Source organism: Actinosynnema sp. NPDC004786 (assembly GCF_053601135.1).
This window is the reverse complement of sequence record NZ_JBSGBG010000001.1, coordinates 236,562-250,883: the sequence shown is the minus strand read 5'-3', so window position 1 is coordinate 250,883 and position 14,322 is coordinate 236,562. Positions and strand designations below refer to the sequence as shown.

The following is a 14,322-nucleotide window of genomic DNA, read 5'->3' as shown; positions in this document are numbered from 1 at the left end:
TCAGGCCACCCGACACCAGCGGCATCCGTATCCTCGGTGACGCCGTAAAGTCGATCGACTTCAACGCCAACCGCATCCTCGGTGACGCCGTAAAGTCGATCGACTTCGGCGTAAACAGCATTCTTGCAAACGCTGTAAAACCGATCGAAGTGAACATCGGAGGCTTTCTCCAGGAGGCTGCGAAGTCTATTCAGTTCGACGAAATTCGAGCAGAGATAGCGCAAATTGCCGACAGGCGCGAAATTAGCATTGCGCAACTGTTCGGCGACGGTCGGCTGGTCGGTGCGGGCGCAAGTGAACTGATCGAGGAAATTGAAGCGAGTGCAATAGGGGCAGCGGGAGATTTTCGTGCGGGGCGAAAAATTAGCACCGAACTGGCTGTTAAAATCATAGCTGCCGCCTTGCTTCTACAGTTGGCCGTTGTTACTTATATAGGCGCACCGGCTCAATTTAAGGCAGCCATGGAAGTGCTCTCCATTCCTTTGGGAATCCTGGGAACTGTCGGCTATTTCCAGAAGCATTCCAAATAGCAGAATTCTCGCAATAGGTAGATCTGGTGCAATTTCGCAACGAGGGGTTTCGTGTCATCCCGCCGACCTGGCTCGTCCCAACCGCGCGTGTCAAGGGGGCACCTCCGGCTACGACCAGCGTGTTTAGCTGGGACCGCCCCCTTGATGCGTGTGGTTGCCTTCGGGAGGTCGGCGGGATGACACGAAACCCCGGCCCATGCTGGTAGCCGAGCTGGCGTTGCCGTCCCGGTCATCCTGCTGGCCTGCCGCGCGGCGAGCGCTTCTTTGATCTTTGAGGTCTCCTTCGGGGGTTGCTGGCCGTTCCTCGCCGACGACGGGACCGATGCCCTTCCTCGCGCGGTACGCCCGCGGGCCGGAGGTCCGCTTGGGCGTGCCGCACTACAGGGGCGTCGGTCCTTCGACGTCGGTGTGGCACCAACGGCCAGCGGCCCCCGAAGGGGGCCGCCTTGATGAAGAAAAGAAACTCTGAACACCGTGGTCAGGGCTGTGGCAGTGGACGGCGCGGTCGGCGTCAGTGTCGCGTGGCGGGCGTTGATGGCGTAGGAGTAGGGCATGGTCGCGGCGGTGGTGTTTGACGTTGGTGAGACGTTGTTGGACGACTCGCGGGAGTGGGGGGCTTGGGCGGATTGGGTCGGGGTGTCTCGGCATACGTTCTCGACGGTGTTGGGGGCGGTGACGGCGGCGGGGCGGGACAACGCGGAGACGTTCCAGTACTTCCGGCCTGGGTTCGATGTGGCGCGGGAGCGGTGGTTGCGGGAGGAGGCCGGGGTCGGGGAGCGCATCGAGGAGGGTGATCTCTACCCGGACGTGCGGGATGGATTGGGGCGGTTGCGGGAGCTGGGACTCTGGGTGGGGATCGCGGGGAACCAGACCGATCGGGTGGCGGAATTGTTGCGCGCCTTGGAGCTGCCGGTCGACGGGATCGCGACGTCGGGCGAGTGGGGTGTGGCCAAGCCTTCGGCGGAGTTCTTCGCGAAGGTCGTGGAGATGACGCCCGCCACCGACCCGGCGGATGTGCTCTATGTCGGTGATCATCGGGACAACGACGTGGTCGCGGGGAAGGCGGCGGGGTTGCGGACCGCGTTGATCAGGCGTGGGCCGTGGGGATACTTGTGGGCCGATGATCCGTTGGTGCGTCGGGATGCCGATTGGGTGATCGACTCGCTGCACGACCTGCCTGGGTTGCTGGCGAACGCCTGAGTCAGGGCAGTGGTTCAGCGAGCGCCGGCCCAGGCGGCCAGGTCGAGTAGGTCCGTGCTGAGCGACGGATGGGTGCGCAGCAGCACCGACAGGGCTTGACGCACCTGAGGGTGTGAGCGGGTGTGTTCGGGTGCTGCCTGGCGGGCGGCTTGCAGGCAGAGGTATGCCTCTTCGTGGTGGCCGAGGTCGAGTTGGGCTCGAGCCAGGTCGATGTAGTAGTGCGAGCGGCGCTCGGCGGGCAGTTCGAGCGGCGGGTGCCAGTTCGCGGCCCGTTGGATGCCTGCCGCGTCGCGCAGCTCGGCGGCTACCGCCAGCTCGTGGATGCGGAGGGAAGCGGGGCCGAACGCGGTGCCGTGGTAGACGCCTTCGGGAGCGGCGTGGACGGCGTAGCGGGCGGTGAGCAGGTGGTCGGCGGCGATGTCGGCCTTACCGGCTCGGGCGGCGACGACTGCGGCTCGCATGTGCAGGGAGCCGAACGCTGCCGCCGTGTCGGCCTGCTTCAGGTTGCGGGTGGGGATCTGGTCCGCGGCTTGGTCCAGGGCGCGTGCGGCGGTGTGGAGGTCGCCGCTGGCGAAGAACGTCTCGGTGCGCACGTACGAGACGGCCGCCGGCAACAGCGGGTCTTCGGATTCGTTCGCCGTGGCGCGCATGAGGTCGATGAGGCGGGCCGAGAGGTCGTAGTAGCGGTACTTGTAGGCCACGCCATCGGCGGCGCGCAGGGCGAGGGTGAGCAGGGCGGCGACCTGGCGGCGGTCGGCTCGGTCGAGCAGTTGCCGGGCTCGGGCCAGTTCGCCGATCAGGCCGGGTAGGTGGCGCACGAGTTCGCCGTAGCGGGCTTCCAGGCGGTGTTCGTTCATCAGGGCGACGTCGGCGCGCAGCTCGATCAGGCTTCGCGTGGGGCCGTCGTCGGGTAGGTCGAGGATGTCCAGGGAGCGGCGCAGGCGCGGGATGCCGACGTGGACGATGTCGAGGACTTGCGGGCCGTCGGGTGATCGGTCCGCGTCGCCCGGTGCCCAAGCCGAATAGGTCGGGCCGGGATCGACGGTGCGGCTCGCGTACAGGGCTTGGACGTCGTGGACTTCACGGGCGGTGCCGTTGAACCAACGCAGGTGGTGCGGCACGTGGAGGGCGTCGCACCAGCGTTCGAGGCGTTCCAGGTCGGTGACCGGGCGGCGGGAGCGTTCGACCTCGCTGATGCGGCCCTGGGTGAGGTCGAGCCACGCGGCGAGGGTGGCTTGCGGCACGGTCGGGCTGTGGGCCTGGCGGTAGGCGCGGAAGACCTGGCCGATGTTGCGGGACTCGAACGCCTCGCGCAGGGTGGGCTTGGCCCAGAACTCCGGCGGCAGCGTCGGGGCGTGGAGTTTAGAGGCCGCGGCGCACCGGCCACACTGTTCGCCCCGGTTGTCACTGGCGAGCAGGGTGTCGCACGTGCGGCAGCGTCGTTTGGACGTGGTCACGTGGTTGTTCACCCCCTGCTCAAGCTGTGCCCACTTCGGAGTGTAGCCCGGCAATTACGGAGCTGACCTGCGGTTAGTGGTGTCGCTGATATCCGATCAGTCATTGGTATGGGATCGGTCTTCCGTTCGCGTGAATCTGGTCGGGCAAGTCCCAGGTGGACACGGAGGTAGGACCGATGGGGTTGTACTTGCTCCTCCAGCCGGAGGAGGACGCCGAGTCGGCGTTGGTCGAACGGGCTCAGGGTCATCCGTCGCTCGTGATCTCGTCCGGCGACGCACGGCTGACCGTGCAGATCTCCGGGCGTGAGGACGGGGCGCGGCTCGCCATCGAGTTCGCACGGGAGCTGGCGGAGTCGGCCACGGCGTTCGCCGACCGGTGTGAAGCGCTCACGAAGCTCGCGCCGTTGGACTTCGAGCACTTGAGCGCGCTGGTGGGCACGACGCCCGCAGAGGTCAGCACGTTGACCGCGCAGAACGGTGACAACGAGAAGGAAGGCGGCCGGTGAACGACGTCGACATGTTCAAGCCGCTGTGCGACGAACCGCAGTTCGCGGCCATGTTGGAAAGCGTCGCGTTGACGTCCGCGCCCCGGGTGTTCGCGGTGGTGCAGGAGTTCGGTGAACGCGCGGACGGTTGGGTCGCCGCGTGGGGCTTCGCCTTCGAGGACCGCGCGGAGGTCGTCGCGGTCGATGACCGTTCCCGCATGAGTCTGGGGAAGCCGGAGAACGCGGTGCACCTGTTCAGCAGCAAGCGCCGGCACCTGCGGGCACGCCTGGTCTGGATGCCGGACATCGGGGAGCGGGACGAGGAGGAGGCGGAGGTTGCCGCCGGCTTGGTGTAGCGGCAGGGGTTCTGGTTCGGCACGAACGGCGAGGGGGCGTGGTGTCCGGGGAACGCGAGTGGACGGCCGAGGACTGGCGGGAACTCCACGCCAAAGCCTCTGAGCTGCTGGCACGGCTGGACGAACTCAACGAGCGGATGAACCGGGTTGAGACTCGTCTGGCGTGGAGCCGAACAGTTCGGCCTCAACCGCGGCGACGCGCCGGCTGAGGTCGTCCAGGACCGTGTTGATGCGGTCGAACATCTGCCGAAGCTCATGCGGTGAGGGCACCTCGTCCCCCGCATGGGCTTCGGGCTTCTTGACCACGATCGTGCCCTCGCCCTGGCGGGAGATCACCAGACCTTCGTTGCGGAGCAGGTCCAGCGCCTTCTGCAACGTCATCACGGCTCGGCCGTACTTGGCCTGGAGCTCGGCCAGCGAGGGGAGCTTGTCGCCCACCTCGATCTCGTCGGAGGCGATGAATTTGCGCAGGTCGTCTGCGATCTGCTGGTACGCCGGTCTGCGGTCCGTCGCGTCTGCGCGCATGACCGAACTGTAGCGACACAGCTAGCACTGCTGATAGTCACTCGATCGGCCTAGTGTCTTCTCTATCTCTACTAGCTATGTTGGTGATGCAAGCAGAGCGGCGGCGCGTCGCTCCGAGAACGTGGAGGTACGAGACATGGCACTTCAGGACCTTCCGGTCATGTTGAGCGGCTACCGGTTGATGATCACGGAGGCTCCGGTGGCGAAGATGCGGGAGGCGGAGGACGGCACGGTGACGCCGGTGGTCGACCGCACGTCGGGTGAGGTGCAGTACGTGGTGACGTTGTTCGCCAAGCCGCTGCCGGTGGAGGGCCGCAAGGCGGGCAAGGGCGAGGAGATCCGCGTCAACCTGCCCGGTGACCCCGGCGAGGGGTTCGAGGAGGGCATGTACGTCGAGCTGGTCAACGCGGTGGTCAACACCTACGAGATCCCCGACCGCGTGGACCCGCGCAAGATCGCCTCGGCCGGCCTGTGGTTCAAGGCTGCCGGAATGAAGCCGGTGACGCGTTCGATGCGCAACGCGGCCTGATGGCCACCTCTGCCGCTTAATAATCTCCAGCCCTTCCGGCTGTCTGGTCTTTGTCAATTCCACAGTGGGTAGAGCCATGCCTGAATCCGGCGCATCCGAGGTGCGCCGGGGTCTTCGGTGATCCCGGAGTCGGTGCTGCCGGCTCCGGGGTTGCCGTGGTTCCCGATGTTGGAGGTGGATGGTGCTCGAAGTTGACGATTACCCGGTCAAGGTCAAGGTCGAAATTCCGGATGAGTCGCAGTTCCGGCAGATCATGACCGTGCTGGACCGGATGTATGCACGGCACGACGGCTATGTGCTGACCGCTCGTTCCCGGCGGGTGTTCCGCGCCGTCGGCGCAGACGCGATGCGGCCGGTGAGCGGGCAGGAGGCTGCGGCGATCCACCAGTTGGGCAACAGGGGCTTGATCTTCCTGGTGCCGGAGCAGGTGACGCTGCGATCGGGTGCGGTGCGCGCCCACGTGAACCTGTTGCTCCCCACCGAGTCCGGCTTCGAGGTGGTGGAGGCGTTCAGGGAGTTGACGGGACGGCCCATGTGGGACCAAGGGGGTGTTGATGGCAGTGAGCAAAAGGCAGGCTGAGCAGCGGTACGCGAACCTCGTCAACGCGATCGACTTCGTGACCGAGCAATTCGAGCCGTTGGACAAGTTGATCGCCAAGATGCGGGAGAACCCGGCTCCGCCCGGAGCGTGGCGGGTGACGCCGCCGGACGAGTTGCGGAAGCTCCTCCGCACGGTCCAGCGGAGTTTGACCAACTTGAAGGACCGGGCTGCCCAGTACGAGACCGAGTTGAAGACCCGGGAGTGGAAGGTCTGATGTCACAGCAATTGACCACGGCGTTGGAATGTCTCGACAAGGCGATGCGGAATCTACGTCAAGCGATGGTGGGTGTTCCGTACCGCCGCGAAGGGCTGAGGGCCGATCACAACGCGTTCGTGCGTTCGGTCGCGGTGCTGCGGACCTCGTTGTCCCACTCCCGAACCCAGCTCGAACCGGCATCCGCTCGTCGGCGTCGGCGCGGCGGTCCGCGCAAGTAGCACGTCCACGGCAACGGCCGATCACTGCTTCCCGGTGGTCGGCCGTTGCCGTGCCTGAACCGAGGAGGGCGAAGCATGTCGCAACCGACGACGGGCGCGTCACGGCGCTCGGTCGGATGGGAGTTCCGCACGGCGCGGTGGCTGGTCCGCCATCCCGGTGCGGTGGTTGGTCCGGGTGCGCTCGGGGTCTCGGTGGTCGAGTTCGGGCCTGGGGTGACCGGTGGCGTTGTTGGCGGTCTGGCGGTGGGTGCGGCGGCTTGGTACCGGGGTCATCCAGACACGTTCGACACGTGGGCGGCTCCGGTGTTGCGGGCGTGGCGGCGTCGGTGGGCCGGTGCCTACGCGGGGCGTCGTTGGGCGGGACTGATGGGCTCGTGTGGGTTGACCGCGGTGCATCACCGGACCGGTGAGCTGCTGGTGCCGCGTGTGCTGCGGGTGCGGTCGTTGTCGCCGTCCGTTGACGTGGTGCGGGTGCGGTTGGTGCCGGGGCAGGCGTTGCGGGCGTTCGCGGCGGTGCTGCCGGAGCTGGCGGCGACGCTCAAGGCGGAACGGGTCGCGGTCGAGCAGGGCAAGCCTGGTGAGGTCGTGCTGGTCGTTCAGCGTGACGAGCCGTTCGACCGGGTCATCCCCGCACCCGCCATGCCGGAATCGTCGGACGCGGTGGACCTGCGGTCGTTGTGCCTGGGGGAGACGGAGCTGGGCGGCCAGTGGCGCGAACCGCTGACCGGGACGCACCACCTGACGGCGGGCGCCACCGGTGCGGGCAAGAACTCGGTCGTCATGGCCAAGCTGCGGGCCGTTGCGCCGATGATCCGGGACGGCCTGGTGCGCCCGTGGGTGTGTGACCCGAAGCTGTTCGAGTTCGTGGCGCTCAAACCGATCCTGGACGGCCGGTACGCGGACAACCCGGAGGACTGCGCCGAGTTGATCGAGCGATTTGTCGACAACATGCGGCGCAAGCAGAAGCGGTTGCAGCGCAAAGGGAAGCGCTCGGTTCCGGTGTCGCGCGAGCACCCCGTGGACTGGCTGATCCTGGACGAGGTCGGCTTCCTGATGGCCTACAACTCCGAGTTCGCGCACGAGATCACCAACGCCTGCGCGGTGATCTCCTCGATGGGTCGGGCCACCAACGACGTGCTCGACGTGTACGTGCAGGAACCGTCCAAGGACGTGCTCCCGATCCGCGACCTGCTCCCACACCGGGTGTGCCTGAGGGTGACCTCCGAACGGCACCCGGACATGGTCCTGGGCGAGGGTGCGCGTGAGCGTGGCGCGATCGCCGACGAGATCCCGGCCGACCTCTCCAGCGCCGGTATCGGCTACCGCGTCGACCCGCGCTCCCGCACCCCTCGCCGGGTCCGCGCGGCCTACACCGGCGACCACGACATCGAGGAGCTGGTCGCGTTCGTCAAGGCCGGACCGGCCGACTCCGGCGCGGACCTGCGCGTCGTCGCCTGACCTCATCACCTACTGACTTACTGATCTCTGGAGCTTCGCCATGCCCTCGAACAGCTCACGTTCGCTGGACCGGATCATCCGCACCCTGCGGTCGCTCATGCGGTCGACGGGTCTGCCGCGACCGGACCGGCTGATGGTTTCAACGGTGTCCGGTTCGGTGCACGTCGAGTTCACCTCCGGCCCGGCACCTGACCGCCTTGCGGCGCTGCTGCTGTGGGTCTCCCGCCTGGACGGCGTCACGCTCACGTGGACCCTGCGCCCTGACCACACGTTGACCGTGGCGGGGACCGCCCGCAACGGCGCGGGCTTGGCGTTCGGGTTGACCGCCTCGGCTGCCGTCTCGGACTTCGGCGCGGTCGCGGCTGGGCAGGCCGCGGTGACCGTCGGCCCTTTCCGCCTGGTCTCGCTCGTGGTCGAGCCGGTGACCTTCGAGGAGGTCGCCCGCCTGGTCCACCTCGGCCGTGCGGTGGCCGCTCGACGTCGAGTCGCCTCCGGAACCACGGCTGCGTGAGCACGGAGGCGACCACGACCATGCCGAACACGATCACACTGCGGGCCGACGTGCTCGCCAAGGCCGCCCGGCTCGCCGGCTTCCGGTCGGACTACGCCCTGGCCAAGGCGATGGACGTCAACCGCTCCACCGTGGCCCGCGTACTCGCCGGGCGGATGCAGCCCGGATCAGCGTTCATTGCAGGGGCACTCGTCGCGCTCGCCCCGATGCAGTTCCACGACCTGTTCGACATCGTCCCGGCGCGTCTGCGGAGTCCCGAGGAGGTGAACCGTGGCCCGCAAGACGGCTGACCAGGGCGAAACCCGCACGGTGCAGAAGCTGCGCGCCCGTCTCGCCGAGTCACACCGACTGCACGACCTGACCTCCGACCCGTTGTTGCAGGTCATCCGGCTGGAGCGCTTCCGCGTCTCGGTCACCCGCTCCATGTGGTTCTTCCTCGCCTTGGGTTTGGGCTTCACCACCACGGGCGTGCACGAGTTCCTTGCCGGACACCTGACCCCGGCCGACGCGCTGTGGTGGGGCGCGTGGCTGGTCGAACCGGCCTTGGCGGGCATCCTGATCACGCTGCTGCGCTGGGAAGCCGAGATGCTGACCCACGGCCAGGCCGTCGACGCCGCCCCGGTCGTCTGGCTCAAGCGGCTCCTGCTCGCCGCAACCCTGATCACCAACGTGTGGTCCTCGCTCCGCCCGCCGTCCGGCCGGGTCGAGTACGGCGTGGTCTTCCTCCACGTCGTCGTCCCGCTGGTCGTGTTCCTCATCGCCGAGGTCATGCCGGTCATCCAGCACCGCTGCAACGCCGCCCGCGACCGCGCGCTGATGTCCACCGCGCCGATCACTCCTGTGGCTCCGACCTCGTCACGCCCGACGCTCAAGCTCCCGGCCCACCTGCAAGCCGTCCTCGGCACCAAAGCCGCCGAGGTCCGCGAACAGGGCCGCGCCATTACCCCGGCTGATGTGCAGGCCGCGGTGAACGTCCCCGACGCCTTCGCAGTCCAGCTCGCCGACCAACTCAACGCCGCCTGACCACGGAAAGGAGGGCCTTGGTCCTCACGCTCGAAGATCGCATCGCCGACCGGGTCCAACGGGCCGACTACCGCGACTGGCGGGACAAGGTCACCGCCACCGGTGGATGCCTCGCACCGATCCGCCTGTACGGAGCCTGGCAGCTCCACAACCTCGACAGCACGAAAGTCCTCGCCCACCTCGGCGGCGACGTCATGGTCCCTTGCGGCAACCGCCGCGCCACCGTCTGCCCCTCCTGCTCCGACCGCTACGCCGCCGACGCTTTCCACCTCATGCGCGCCGGCCTCACCGGCGGCAGCAAAGGCGTCCCCGAATCGGTCGCCGAAAAGCCCCGCGTGTTCGCCACCCTGACCGCTCCATCCTTCGGCCCGGTCCACAACCGGCCGACCACCGCCAGTGGCAAGGCGCGGCCGTGCACGGGGTGCGGGGCCTTCCATCGCCCCGATGACCCTCGCATCGGCGGCGCGGTCGACCCGGACACCTATGACTACGTCGGGGCGGTCCTATGGCAGGCGCATGCCGGGAAGCTCTGGCACCGGTTCACCATCGCCCTACGACGCGCCCTGGCACGCGCCGCCGGCCTCACCGTCCGGGCGTTCAAGGACCATGCACGGCTCTCGTACGCCAAGGTCGCCGAATACCAGCGGCGCGGCCTAGTTCACTTCCACGCCGTCATCCGGATCGACGGTCCTGACGGCTCGCACGACCCGGCCCCCTCCTGGGCCACCGTGGACCTGGTCGACCACGCGGTTCGAACCGCCGCCCGCGCCGTCCGGGTGGAGTCTTTCCGACCGGATGGCACGGTGATTGACCTGGTCTGGGGCGAGCAGGTAGACGCGCGGCCGATCCGAGCCGCCTCGGCGAACCAGATCGAGGACGACACCGGGGCAGTCAGTGACGGCAAGCTCGCGGCCTACGTCGCCAAGTACGCGACCAAGGGCACCGGAGCACGCGACACACCGGACCGGCCCATCCGGTCCCAACTCGACATCGACCACCTACGGGTCTCCGACCACCACCGACGCATGATCCAAACCGCGTGGGACCTCGGCGACCTGCACTTCTACACCGAACTCAACCTGCGCAAGTGGGCACACATGCTCGGCTTTCGCGGCCACTTCCTGACCAAGTCCAAGCACTACTCGACCACCTTCAAGCGCATCCGTGAAGACCGCCGCGCCTACCGCGCGGCCGAAACCCTCGAACGCCTCGGCCTGGCAGCCGAAGAGGTGATCGTCGTCAACGACTGGGCCTATGCGGGCTCGGGCTACGCCAACGACGCGGAGCGCGAACTCGCCTCCGGCATCGCCGAACGCCTCCGCTCACAACGCCAATACACGGAGGAGGACGCAGCGTGAACGAAATCTGGGACATCGAGCAGGTGGCGGCCTACCTCCGCATCCCGGTCAACACCATCTATCAGTGGCGGACCAGGAAGTACGGGCCTCCCGGCCGCCGGGTCGGTAAGCACCTGCGCTTCAACGCCGCCGACGTCAAGGCGTGGTTCGAGTCGCTTCCGACTGAGGCGGCCTGATGGGCAGAAGGCCGATGCCGGTCGGTACCTACGGCAAGATCAGGGTCGAGACCCTCGGCCCGAAGCGCTACCGGGCTCGCTGTCGGTACCGCGACTTCAACGGCAAGGTCTATGACGTCGAGCGCATGGGTACCAGCCGCACGGACGCGGAGAACAACCTCAAGGCGGCTATCCGCGACTGGGTAACGCCCGTTGCGGGGGCGACCGTCACGGCAACTACCAAGTTCCGCGACGTCGCCGCTCGGTGGCTGGCCGAGCTGGTGCGCGACGCCGAACGGGAGTTCCGCTCCTGGGGCACGGTGGACACCTACCGAAACCGGTTGGAAGGGCTCGTCCTCCCGGCGGTGGGCGACCTGCGGATGAACGAGCTGTCCACGCCGATCCTCGACGCCCTGTGTAAGAAGGTCCGCGACAACTCCAGCGCCAGCTCGGCGAAGACCGTGCGGGCCGTTCTGGGTGGCGTCTGTGCCTACGCGGTGCAGCACGGCGCGCTGGAGACCAACCCGGCGCGCGAGATCACCCGGTTGGAGAGCAAGCGGGCGAAGAACCGGCCGCAGAAGTCGCGGGCGTTGACCGCGGTTGAGGTCGTCGACCTGCTCAAGAAGCTGGACCAGGACGACCGGGCCGTCAAAGACGACTTGCCGGACCTGGTCAGGTTCTTCCTGGCGACCGGAGAGCGGACCGGGGAGGCGCTGGGCGCGCACTGGCCGGACTTCAACCAGCAGGGGCGGGAGCTGGCTATGTCCGGGAACGTCATCCGCGCGCGTGGACGAGGTCGGATCGTGAACCGGGGCAAGACGGAGAACGCCGAACGGCCCATTCCGCTGCCGGACTGGTGCGTCGTCATGCTTGTCGAAAGGAGGGAGAAGGCGGCCGACCTCGACGGTCCGATCTTCCCCAGTTCGACCGGCACGATTCGTGAGGCTACGAACGTCCGCAATCGCGCGTGGAAGCCGTTCATCACCCGGGCTGGCTACGAATGGGTGACTTTCCGAACCTTTCGGAGGACCGTCGCCACGCTGCTGGATGAGGCGGGTCTGACGGCCCGGCAGATCGCCGACCTGCTCGGTCACTCTCGACCGTCGATGACCCAGGACGTCTACATGGGCCGCAGGTCACCCGGTCGGGCGGCGGCTGATGCGCTCGGGGCCGTCATCACCGTAAGTGAGGGGTAAACGGGGGATCCGGCTTGGCTGAACCCTGGTCCAACCGCTGGACCAGCGAGTTTGGTGGGCCGCCAGGGACTCGAACCCTGAACCCGAAGATTAAAAGTCTCCTGCTCTGCCAATTGAGCTAGCAGCCCTCGCCCACAGCTTACCGACGACGTGCCCGCCTGCCGGCAGGGTGGTCCGATCGCCGGTGTGGCCGCCGTCACGCGTGGACCAGTGGGGAAGGTCGGATTCCGGGGATGGCGGTGGTCCGGGAAATCGGCGCGCGTTCGGACGCGGCGGGTGGTCGTTCGGACTAACGTGGGACGGGTGCGCGTGGCCACGTGGAACGTGAACTCGGTGAAGCAGCGGTTGCCGCGGTTGTTGCCGTGGCTCGACCAGCGGCGGCCCGATGTGGTCTGCCTGCAGGAGACCAAGCTCGCCGACGACGCGTTCACCGCGCTGCTCGGCGACGAGCTGGCGGGCCGCGGGTACGAGGTGGCGGTGCACGGCGAGGGTCGGTGGAACGGGGTCGCGATCCTGTCCCGGGTCGGGTTGGACGACGTGGTGGCGGGACTCGCGGGCGGCCCCGGGTTCCCGCACCAGGAGGCGCGGGCGGTGGCGGCGACGTGCGGCGGGGTGCGGTTGCATTCCGTCTACGTGCCCAACGGCCGGTCGCCGGACTCCGACCACTACCGCTACAAGCTGGCCTGGCTCGCGGCGTTGCGGGACGTGGTGGCGGCCGGGCCGGCGGAGGTCGTGGTCTGCGGCGACGTCAACATCGCGCCGACCGACGCGGACGTGTTCGACCCGGCGGCGTACGCCGGCCACACGCACGTGACCGCGCCCGAACGGGAGGCGTTGGCGGCGTTGCGGGAGGTCGGGCTGCACGACGTGGTCCGCGACCGGTGGCCGGCCGAGCGGGTCTTCACCTACTGGGACTACCGCGCCGGCATGTTCCACCAAGACCTCGGCATGCGCATCGACCTGGTCCTGGCGTCCGCGCCGGTGGCCGCGCGGGTCGAGGCGGCGTGGGTGGACCGGCACGCCCGCAAAGGCACCGGGCCGAGCGACCACGCGCCGGTGATCGTCGACCTGGACGAGGCGCCGGACGGCGACATCGGGCCGGTGGTGCCGCCGCCGTCCGCGCCGCGCGCCCGCAAATCGGTCAGGCTGCCGCAGTCCCGGGCGGACTAGGGGTCTCGGGCCGCGCACCGCTCCGCCATCATGTGCGCCGACCGACGACCCGGAGGAGCACAGCGGTGACCGACCACGTGACGCAGGCGTACCTGGACGACGAGGGCCTGCACGGGCTGATGGGCCGGCTGGACCTGCCGCCGGGCCTGCGCGCCGCCTACGGCCACCGGCTGGTGAACCGGCCGTTCTTCCTGGACGAGCGCACCGCGCACGACGTCGCGGCCGACGTGCTCGACTTCTTCGAACTCCTCTTCTCCTTACCGGGCAGGCTGTTCGGCGGCAGCTTCACCCGGTTCGCCGACGCCCTGGGCATCCCGCCCGCCGAGGCCGCGCTGATGGGCTCCGAACGGCCGCCGGTGCACGGCCGCGCGGACATCTACCGCGTCGGCGACCGGTTCCGGCTGCTGGAGGTGAACGCGGGCTCGCAGCTCGGCGGCCCGGACCTGGGCGAGCTGGCCCGCGTGATCCACGCCGACCCGGGTTTCCAACCGTTCGTCCGGGAGCACGGCCTCGGCTACGTCAACCCGGTCGAGAAGCTGCTCGACGCCATCGGCCCCGACCGCACCGTCGCCTTCCTGGAAGAGGGCGGGATGCTGGCCCGGTTCGCCAAGGGGTTCGAGAGCTTCCGGGAGACCTGCGCCCGGCTGGGCGTGGACGTGCTGCTCGGCGAGCTGCACGAGCTGACCACCCGCGACGGCCACCTGCACCTGCACGGCACGAAGCTGGACGTGGCGGTCCGCTACTTCAACGCCGCGCAGGCCGTCGCGCACGCGGACACGCTGGCCAAGGGCCACAAGACCGAGCTGTACACGCCGTTGTCGAGCTACTACTACGGCAGCAAGTCGACCATCGCGCTGCTGTCGGAGCACCGCGAGGCGTTGGACGACGACGAGAAGGCGTTGGTGGACCGGCTGGTGCCGTGGACCCGCTCCCTGCGCGACGTGCCGCGCGACCTCCTGCGCGAGCGGCGGGAGGAGCTGATCGTCAAGGCGGCGGGCGGGTTCGCGGGCGCGGGCGTGCACCCGGGGTGGCTCATGACCGACCGCGAGTGGGCGCGCGTGCTCGACGAGGTCGGGGACGAGCCGTACGTAGTGCAGGAACGGGTGCGGCCCACGCTCGACGTCGTGCCGGGTGACGACCGGCCGTACGTGACGACGTGGGGCTGGTTCGTCACCGACCGGGGGTTCGCGGGCATGAGCATCCGCTCGATGCCGTCCGCCGACGGCGCGGTGGTCAGCTACGCCGGCAACCCGCTCACCAAGGTGTCCGGCCTGCTCGTGCACTGAGCGGCGCGGGTCGACCGCGTTGCGTCATTCCGGCCTGTCCGCGCCCC

General features: G+C 68.4%; 18 protein-coding genes and 1 tRNA gene. 16 read left to right on the top strand and 3 right to left on the bottom strand.

Features of this window, described 5'->3' with window-relative positions; translation table 11 throughout:
* On the top strand, nucleotides 1–530 hold a 530-nt coding region (locus ACWEFJ_RS01360), incomplete at its 5' end, for a hypothetical protein (RefSeq protein WP_449712560.1).
* Nucleotides 531–1,082: 552 nt separating this feature from the next.
* On the top strand, nucleotides 1,083–1,730 hold the full coding sequence (locus ACWEFJ_RS01355) for an HAD family hydrolase (RefSeq protein WP_449712559.1): 648 nt from the start codon (nucleotides 1,083–1,085) through the stop codon (nucleotides 1,728–1,730).
* 14 nt (nucleotides 1,731–1,744) lie between these two features.
* Here ACWEFJ_RS01355 and ACWEFJ_RS01350 read toward each other — a convergent pair whose 3' ends face one another.
* Nucleotides 1,745–3,199 carry a helix-turn-helix domain-containing protein gene (locus ACWEFJ_RS01350; RefSeq protein ID WP_449712558.1) on the bottom strand — a complete coding sequence of 485 codons (1,455 nt, stop codon included), beginning with the start codon at nucleotides 3,197–3,199 and terminating at the stop codon, nucleotides 1,745–1,747.
* A gap of 164 nt (nucleotides 3,200–3,363) precedes the next feature.
* Here ACWEFJ_RS01350 and ACWEFJ_RS01345 point away from each other — a divergent pair, with 164 nt between their 5' ends.
* A complete protein-coding gene (locus ACWEFJ_RS01345) occupies nucleotides 3,364–3,693 on the top strand; it encodes a hypothetical protein (protein WP_449712557.1) in 330 nt (109 codons plus the stop codon).
* Complete coding sequence (locus ACWEFJ_RS01340) at nucleotides 3,690–4,028, top strand: hypothetical protein (protein WP_449712556.1); 339 nt, start codon at nucleotides 3,690–3,692, stop codon at nucleotides 4,026–4,028. Before ACWEFJ_RS01345 ends, ACWEFJ_RS01340 begins: the two co-directional genes overlap by 4 nt.
* Nucleotides 4,029–4,154: 126 nt before the next feature.
* Here ACWEFJ_RS01340 and ACWEFJ_RS01335 read toward each other — a convergent pair whose 3' ends face one another.
* Nucleotides 4,155–4,553 (bottom strand): GntR family transcriptional regulator, encoded by a 399-nt coding sequence (locus ACWEFJ_RS01335; RefSeq protein WP_449712555.1) that lies wholly within the window; start codon nucleotides 4,551–4,553, stop codon nucleotides 4,155–4,157.
* A gap of 136 nt (nucleotides 4,554–4,689) precedes the next feature.
* Here ACWEFJ_RS01335 and ACWEFJ_RS01330 point away from each other — a divergent pair, with 136 nt between their 5' ends.
* The 10 genes from ACWEFJ_RS01330 to ACWEFJ_RS01285 all read left to right on the top strand — a co-directional run bounded on the left by ACWEFJ_RS01330 (nucleotide 4,690) and on the right by ACWEFJ_RS01285 (nucleotide 11,819).
* Nucleotides 4,690–5,082: a hypothetical protein gene (locus tag ACWEFJ_RS01330; RefSeq protein ID WP_449712554.1), complete on the top strand. Its 393-nt coding sequence runs from the start codon at nucleotides 4,690–4,692 to the stop codon at nucleotides 5,080–5,082.
* Between the two features lie 178 nt (nucleotides 5,083–5,260).
* Nucleotides 5,261–5,662 (top strand): hypothetical protein, encoded by a 402-nt coding sequence (locus ACWEFJ_RS01325; RefSeq protein WP_449712553.1) that lies wholly within the window; start codon nucleotides 5,261–5,263, stop codon nucleotides 5,660–5,662.
* Entirely contained in the window at nucleotides 5,637–5,897 is a 261-nt protein-coding gene (locus ACWEFJ_RS01320) for a hypothetical protein (RefSeq protein ID WP_449712552.1), read from the top strand. Before ACWEFJ_RS01325 ends, ACWEFJ_RS01320 begins: the two co-directional genes overlap by 26 nt.
* A gap of 296 nt (nucleotides 5,898–6,193) precedes the next feature.
* Nucleotides 6,194–7,576 (top strand): FtsK/SpoIIIE domain-containing protein, encoded by a 1,383-nt coding sequence (locus ACWEFJ_RS01315; RefSeq protein ID WP_449712551.1) that lies wholly within the window; start codon nucleotides 6,194–6,196, stop codon nucleotides 7,574–7,576.
* 40 nt (nucleotides 7,577–7,616) lie between these two features.
* Complete coding sequence (locus tag ACWEFJ_RS01310) at nucleotides 7,617–8,087, top strand: hypothetical protein (protein ID WP_449712550.1); 471 nt, start codon at nucleotides 7,617–7,619, stop codon at nucleotides 8,085–8,087.
* Nucleotides 8,084–8,377, top strand: a complete 294-nt coding sequence (locus ACWEFJ_RS01305) for a transcriptional regulator (RefSeq protein WP_449712549.1) — start codon at nucleotides 8,084–8,086, stop codon at nucleotides 8,375–8,377. The genes ACWEFJ_RS01310 and ACWEFJ_RS01305 overlap by 4 nt, the downstream gene beginning before the upstream one ends.
* Nucleotides 8,358–9,110, top strand: a complete 753-nt coding sequence (locus ACWEFJ_RS01300) for a hypothetical protein (protein WP_449712548.1) — start codon at nucleotides 8,358–8,360, stop codon at nucleotides 9,108–9,110. The genes ACWEFJ_RS01305 and ACWEFJ_RS01300 overlap by 20 nt, the downstream gene beginning before the upstream one ends.
* A 17-nt stretch (nucleotides 9,111–9,127) precedes the next feature.
* A complete protein-coding gene (locus ACWEFJ_RS01295) occupies nucleotides 9,128–10,468 on the top strand; it encodes a replication initiator (protein ID WP_449712547.1) in 1,341 nt (446 codons plus the stop codon).
* Nucleotides 10,465–10,644 carry a helix-turn-helix domain-containing protein gene (locus ACWEFJ_RS01290; RefSeq protein ID WP_360791443.1) on the top strand — a complete coding sequence of 60 codons (180 nt, stop codon included), beginning with the start codon at nucleotides 10,465–10,467 and terminating at the stop codon, nucleotides 10,642–10,644. The genes ACWEFJ_RS01295 and ACWEFJ_RS01290 overlap by 4 nt, the downstream gene beginning before the upstream one ends.
* 14 nt (nucleotides 10,645–10,658) lie before the next feature.
* Nucleotides 10,659–11,819, top strand: coding sequence for a tyrosine-type recombinase/integrase (locus ACWEFJ_RS01285; protein WP_449712546.1), 1,161 nt, complete (start codon nucleotides 10,659–10,661; stop codon nucleotides 11,817–11,819).
* Nucleotides 11,820–11,871: 52 nt separating this feature from the next.
* Here the strand turns inward: ACWEFJ_RS01285 and ACWEFJ_RS01280 are convergent.
* Nucleotides 11,872–11,947 (bottom strand) — tRNA-Lys (locus ACWEFJ_RS01280).
* A 166-nt stretch (nucleotides 11,948–12,113) separates the two neighbouring features.
* On the opposite strand from ACWEFJ_RS01280, the gene ACWEFJ_RS01275 reads away from it, so the two are divergent.
* Both ACWEFJ_RS01275 and ACWEFJ_RS01270 read left to right on the top strand, forming a co-directional pair.
* Entirely contained in the window at nucleotides 12,114–12,989 is an 876-nt protein-coding gene (locus ACWEFJ_RS01275) for an exodeoxyribonuclease III (RefSeq protein WP_449712545.1), read from the top strand.
* A 65-nt stretch (nucleotides 12,990–13,054) separates the two neighbouring features.
* Nucleotides 13,055–14,275 (top strand): hypothetical protein, encoded by a 1,221-nt coding sequence (locus ACWEFJ_RS01270; RefSeq protein ID WP_449712544.1) that lies wholly within the window; start codon nucleotides 13,055–13,057, stop codon nucleotides 14,273–14,275.
* Nucleotides 14,276–14,322: the final 47 nt, after the last annotated feature.

Coding starts and splice junctions, on each gene's coding strand:
- ACWEFJ_RS01355 (WP_449712559.1), top strand. CDS start 1,083: ATGGTCGCGGCGGTGGTGTTTGACGTTGGTGAGACGTTGTTGGACGAC.
- ACWEFJ_RS01345 (WP_449712557.1), top strand. CDS start 3,364: ATGGGGTTGTACTTGCTCCTCCAGCCGGAGGAGGACGCCGAGTCGGCG.
- ACWEFJ_RS01335 (WP_449712555.1), bottom strand. CDS start 4,553: ATGCGCGCAGACGCGACGGACCGCAGACCGGCGTACCAGCAGATCGCA.
- ACWEFJ_RS01330 (WP_449712554.1), top strand. CDS start 4,690: ATGGCACTTCAGGACCTTCCGGTCATGTTGAGCGGCTACCGGTTGATG.
- ACWEFJ_RS01325 (WP_449712553.1), top strand. CDS start 5,261: ATGGTGCTCGAAGTTGACGATTACCCGGTCAAGGTCAAGGTCGAAATT.
- ACWEFJ_RS01320 (WP_449712552.1), top strand. CDS start 5,637: ATGGCAGTGAGCAAAAGGCAGGCTGAGCAGCGGTACGCGAACCTCGTC.
- ACWEFJ_RS01315 (WP_449712551.1), top strand. CDS start 6,194: ATGTCGCAACCGACGACGGGCGCGTCACGGCGCTCGGTCGGATGGGAG.
- ACWEFJ_RS01310 (WP_449712550.1), top strand. CDS start 7,617: ATGCCCTCGAACAGCTCACGTTCGCTGGACCGGATCATCCGCACCCTG.
- ACWEFJ_RS01285 (WP_449712546.1), top strand. CDS start 10,659: ATGCCGGTCGGTACCTACGGCAAGATCAGGGTCGAGACCCTCGGCCCG.